8 protein-coding genes, 1 tRNA gene and 1 pseudogene are annotated in these 5,422 nt (G+C 42.5%); all 10 read right to left on the bottom strand.

Going from position 1 to position 5,422, the window contains the following annotated elements:
• Positions 1-248, bottom strand: a pseudogene (locus tag AAY47_RS17820) (hypothetical protein); the annotation flags it as partial.
• Between the two features lie 49 nt (positions 249-297).
• Entirely contained in the window at positions 298-747 is a 450-nt protein-coding gene (locus AAY47_RS21860; RefSeq protein ID WP_047771607.1) for a lysis protein, read from the bottom strand.
• A 1-nt stretch (position 748) separates the two neighbouring features.
• Positions 749-1,333 (bottom strand): phage antirepressor N-terminal domain-containing protein, encoded by a 585-nt coding sequence (locus tag AAY47_RS17810; protein ID WP_047771605.1) that lies wholly within the window; start codon positions 1,331-1,333, stop codon positions 749-751.
• Positions 1,334-1,500: 167 nt separating this feature from the next.
• Positions 1,501-1,896: a structural protein gene (locus AAY47_RS17805; RefSeq protein WP_047771603.1), complete on the bottom strand. Its 396-nt coding sequence runs from the start codon at positions 1,894-1,896 to the stop codon at positions 1,501-1,503.
• Positions 1,893-2,216: a phage holin, lambda family gene (locus AAY47_RS17800; protein ID WP_235428408.1), complete on the bottom strand. Its 324-nt coding sequence runs from the start codon at positions 2,214-2,216 to the stop codon at positions 1,893-1,895. Before AAY47_RS17800 ends, AAY47_RS17805 begins: the two co-directional genes overlap by 4 nt.
• 177 nt (positions 2,217-2,393) lie before the next feature.
• Positions 2,394-2,969: a hypothetical protein gene (locus AAY47_RS17795; RefSeq protein WP_047771602.1), complete on the bottom strand. Its 576-nt coding sequence runs from the start codon at positions 2,967-2,969 to the stop codon at positions 2,394-2,396.
• A gap of 14 nt (positions 2,970-2,983) precedes the next feature.
• Positions 2,984-3,796, bottom strand: a complete 813-nt coding sequence (locus AAY47_RS17790; protein WP_152669838.1) for a hypothetical protein — start codon at positions 3,794-3,796, stop codon at positions 2,984-2,986.
• Positions 3,797-4,150: 354 nt separating this feature from the next.
• Positions 4,151-4,226, bottom strand: a tRNA-Phe gene (locus tag AAY47_RS17785).
• Between the two features lie 255 nt (positions 4,227-4,481).
• Positions 4,482-4,799 (bottom strand): hypothetical protein, encoded by a 318-nt coding sequence (locus tag AAY47_RS17780; protein ID WP_047771601.1) that lies wholly within the window; start codon positions 4,797-4,799, stop codon positions 4,482-4,484.
• A 143-nt stretch (positions 4,800-4,942) separates the two neighbouring features.
• Positions 4,943-5,422: antitermination protein (locus tag AAY47_RS17775; RefSeq protein WP_047771600.1), on the bottom strand; the 480-nt coding region annotated here is incomplete at its 5' end.

Raw genomic sequence — 5,422 nt, 5'->3', positions numbered from 1 at the left:
ATACAATCATTAGTGCTCACACCTTCACGGGTTACACTGAGTGAATGTTCTTCTTCAATAACCTGTGTCATTTCTTCATCTGAATAGGACGGTGGAATAAATTCAATGACATCTGGGGTTTCAATACCCAACTCGTTAGCCAAATCAAATGCCTGTTTCCATTGAGGTGAACCAATACGAGCAATGGTGATCTCTTTGGTTTCATACAATGATGTGGCGTTCTCGATAATCTGCTTAACTGTAAACATGGTTTCTTTTCCTGTTTCTGATAATAAAAAGCCCCTGATTATTCAGAGGCTACTGACATTCAATCTTCGCCCAATCCCTCAGTCCGAGGAACTGGGCTTCGAGGGTTTCCAGTTCTCCGAGGAGACGTACATAATCCTGTTCAGCGTCTTTCGCCAGTCTGGCGGGTCTTGAACCATCCATGCCGGAGGGGGAAGCGGTTTCAGACACGGGGCACTCGGCTTTGATGTACACGCGCTTAACGTTAGTGCGGAGAGTATCGCTAAGCTCATCAAGTTTAGATTTGGCATTGGCGAGTTCCTGTAGTTGTTTAGTGTCCCGTTCTGCGAGTTGCTGGATGCGTTCTTGCTGGTTGGTGTTGATGGCGACCTGCTCGTCATACTCTAACTTTAAGCTATGGTATTCTTCGGCCTTGTCCTGATACTCACTGTAATAGAACCAGAACAGGCCAGAAACAATCACCAGAGTACCAAGGGTGAAGTACTGGCTGTTGAATTTCATGTCACTCACCTTGTTCAGTACGTGTTGTTTTACCCTTACCTGTTTCAGCCAGAACAAGATCCAGAACTAAGTCAGTGGCCTGCCCGACCAGTCCCCTTATCTTGCTTTCATGTTCAGGCCTGACCTTCTTCCACTCGTTGAGGCCAGTACCAAACACACTGGCTAGTTGCTTGTCTCTTTTTAAGTCAGCGCAGGCCTGATTCAGTTCTTCCAACACACTACGCTTGCGAGGATTGACTACTACTCCCTTTGTCCAGTACTCATAAAGAACATCATCACACTCATTTTGATAGCGGATCACATTGTCTTTAATGCCGGATTTAACTTTATTTGGACTGATGGTTGCTAACCAGCCAACAAGTTTACGCAGAGCAAGGCAAACTACATCCCTATGCTGTTTATCTCCGGGAAGCTGCATTGTGATATTCACAACGCAGGTGTTAAATCTTTGTTTTATCTTGGTATATTGTGAGGCCCAGTTCATCCCCATTCCTTCAACAATGGGTCTCATCGGCACATAAGGTTCATTGTTGTATTCCACAACATAAAGTTCATCGTCATAAAAAGGGACTGTGATTGTGTACATATGCGTATTCCTATAGAAATAAGAGCCTGCTGACGTAGAAATATCGCCCATGAGAGGTCGCCACCTGGCGATAATTCTCAGGCTCTATTTCTATAAGCTCATGATTGGGGTTCGCGCACGTCAGTACGCAGATAAAAAGAAGCCCCGCAAATGCGAGGCTATGGAATTCAGATTAAGCTGTAGGCTTTTTCAAATACATCATCCGAATAAGGCTGTTTGCCGTTCTCCATCTGTATCATCGCCTTGACCAGTGCTGTCATGATGGATTTATTGTTAACGTCAATCCCTGCACGACTATCGATACCGACTGAACGACTCACATAGGCAATGTAGGCCTCAGTATCGTTTTCTGTCTCTGGTGCCCAACGGGATATAAACTGGCGGATAGTCCTGTCACCATATTTGCGCTCGTAAGTACGCAGGATTTTGAGCATCGCCCGTATACCCCATTCCGGCGCGATAAACTGGCAGAACGCGTTATCAGTCTGAGTCTTGCGCAGACCCTGCCAGTTATCCCCGTGGCGGATATTGCCCGGGTTGTTATTGCGAATGCCTCTGCTCACTGTTTATCCCCCAACCGTTTATTGATGGCACGAATAGCAAACTCGCGTATTTTCTCAACGCCAATAAATCCAACAGCGCCACCGATAGCCGGTGCAAAACTGATAGGAATGCCAAACATCTCTAGCCCACTGGATACGCTCCATGACAAAGCACCACAGAGCAGCGCCTCTACCCAGCGGTTCTTTCGTTCCACGCCGTCGTAAATCAGGCGTCCGTAACAAATTACGATAGCTAAAGCAGAGCCGGATATTTGCGGCCACGAGTTTTTCAGGCCATTTAACATGTCAGCCCATAAATCAGGATTTTCTTTCATCTTCATATTCCACCCCATTTGAACAATGGGCGTCCGTGGGGTGAACGATGGTTACCCCTGTGAGTTGTAGTAAGTGGGATGCCAGCCGCAACAATTTGGCGTGTTGAGACGTTGCGGCGGCGAATACAAAAAAACCAGCACTTGGCTGGTTATTGTGATAATAAACTAACTTTATAATCTATATTAAATATCACTTTGATGTATTCTGACAGCAAGGAAATATAAACCTAACAAAGTAGTGGTTGCAATATTTAACAACATCAAGAAATAGACAAAAACAAAAATAATTTTCAATGCAGTCAAGCACCATAATGAGCTCGCACTAGCAAACCAAACCGCAAAATTTTGTCCAACTAAAGATGTTGTTAATCCAATGCTGAATAATGCAAAGCTTACAAGAGCCAAATAACCAAATAGATAACAAATAAAGCGCCGTCTCGTGAGCTTCACTGATGACATTTTCCCTCGGAAACTTTCTTTTAAGGTAGGAGGAGTTCCCGCCATAATATCATCAATCCGAGCATTCCCAAAAGTAGAGACAGCCGCCAAGGCAGCAATATAAAAACCGATTAGAACCTGTAGCAAACCATTTACTTGTGAAATTAATCCATTATTTCCAATTAGCTTGAATTGATTTGGCAGGTAACTATATACAATAGTAATAAATATAGCACCAGCAAGTGGCAGATATAGGTCGTACCACTTTTTCTCCTCATGCTTTATTTTCAAATAATTAAGTGGTGATAAAAGTTTCATCATTTATCTCTCACTGCTTACAAAAGATTCTTCATCCTTAGTTCTAAATCTTCATGAATATTTTCTTCGCATTGGTTAATGCCATCTGGAAGAATTACCTTTTCACTTTTTGTAAAAAGTTTAGTGGCTGCATCTTCATTCCGATCTAACTCCAAGCTAGATTGCTTCCCATCCTTACTATAACTTATAGAAACCTTGCTATAGCCTTCTTTGAAGCCTCTTCTACGGAATATCTCTAGTAAGCGTTTTTTATCTCTGGTTGCAGGCTGCCTCACTACTTTAAATCTAACAGCTCTTTCTGTTAGTTCGGTGTAAGCAGTCCTGTCTAACCCGCCCTTTTTCTGTGTGCTAACAAGTCGAACATTATGAATCTTGCCGCCTTGTAAAGCATCCATAATGGTCTGGGAGCCATGAGAAAATATTTCCAATTTAGGCCTAAGCTTGCATCTAGCCCGAGTTGCTGGGTTTATAAAGTCAGAACCGTCGAATGCCTCTTTCAAAATGGCATTCATAAATGGCTCAATGATTGACTTACTTATTCCAGGAACGCATTCAACCAAAGTTTTGAAATAATCGACCGTATTTGGCGATGGAGAGGTCGAAATGATTATATGTGAAGATATGGCAATGCCTTCTCCTGCTAACTTAGGCTCTACTCGCAAACTCCCTGTAGCTAAATCCGCAAAAACCGGATCAGAAGCATTCTGATCACATAACTGCACTAAAAGTGTAGCGCTAGTATTCCCAGAATCATATCTAGATTTTGATATACGAATCGCCCTTGTCCCGTTATTATAAGTCTTTACTGCCCCACCTTGCTGAACTAACATATTAATTCTACTGAGTATGTCAGTTATTGGAATATCTGGTGCCTCTATATGCGTAGGTTTAAAACAAAAATCGAATGCTAGAACCCACCTATCTAAGTTTGAAAGCACAACAGTCAGCCTCTTAAAATAAATTTATATGATAAATTTACTATTAATATCTATATGCCAACAAGTCTGCACTTCAAACAAATTGATCTGTGTTCCATTTAGAAATCCATTAGCTGTATATAAATACAGTATCATTCATCACTCAGACTGAAAAGAAGGTTTTACCTATCAATTCAGAAGCTATCCTAATAAGCCAAATTGAATGACGTGTAACAAAAAAGGCCACCTAAGTGACCTTCGATAATTTGGTGGAACCTCTCGGAATCGAACCGAGTCCTAATGCTCTTCAGGCATCCGCGCGAACCCTCTACGCCAAAGTTCCAGATATGAAAAAGGCCACGCCATGCGCAGCCTTGAAATATTCATCTAAACATCCCGGGCTTGCGGGATTTTGAACTACTGCATTTTTTGCAGAGGTTGGATAAAGCCATCGAATTCATCTTTCATGGGATACTCTCTATACCCATTCGAGGTGTTGATCGGAATGGTTAAAATCACACCTAATATATTGATTTAGCTACGATATAGGTGTTTATCGACCCCGATCGAGCTGTGAATGCTGAGTTGACCGCTGAACTTATTTCCCGTTCGGCTTCTCTCTTGCCGCCCAGTAACGATCATGTTCTTCTGGTGTAGCTCCCTGAGCTTCGAAAGCATCACCAATTTTCAAGCCATCAGGCAAAAGCGCCCAAGCAACATAAAAATACCGGGGTTCAAATTCTTCCCCTATCCATCGATAAATACCGCTATATTCTTTCTCATTCCAGAAACTAACATAACCAATGTGCCAGCCATCGCAAGGATTTAAAACCAACACTTCTTTACCGTTCATATCAAACGTAGGTTGCTCAGAGGCAGGACGGATAACTAAGGACTCAGTGATTGGCGTGGACATTCGTTCCCCCAGAAAGCAAAAAACCCCGCGAGTGCGAGGCTTAGAATTCTTTTCTGTTTCAACGAGAGGCAATAACCCATCGTTAGAGCAATGATGGGCTATTTTCGCCACTTTGTCAATATTGTTTATCTACTATTTAATGCTTATATAGAAATAATTTCTCTTTTCGTTAATTTTGATAGAATAGAATCAGCCTCTTCTTCCTCTTTGAAGCACTCCTGAATCAATCCTTCATAGAACGGCTTGAAATTTCTTCTCCATGTAGTCTCAGGCAATTCCATTACCGTATCGCAGATAACACGCCTAACATCCTCGGCTGGTAATCTGGAATATCCACGACCAGAACATTTGGAGCATGTTTTAAAAACTGGAAAACCAAGTTGATTGGTTTGCTTTGCATCCAGAACCTCCCCGCGGCCATTGCAGCGGCATGAGTGACTGACTTCACTTTTCCCTTTGCATGTCGGGCAAGCCACCCTCACCACCTCTCTGACTTCACAAAATTTAGCGTATGATGACGGAATAATTTCTACCCCCATACTTAAATTTGCCTTAACCAGATTTCTTGCCATCCACGGTGTATATGTCTTTGTAGTAAACACCTCTGCTTCAATAAACCCATC

It is taken from the genome of Xenorhabdus griffiniae (assembly GCF_001028135.1).
In the GTDB taxonomy this organism is placed as follows: domain Bacteria; phylum Pseudomonadota; class Gammaproteobacteria; order Enterobacterales; family Enterobacteriaceae; genus Xenorhabdus; species Xenorhabdus bakwenae.
Note: the sequence above shows the minus strand (reverse complement) of the source record. Positions and strands in the feature narration are given on the sequence as shown.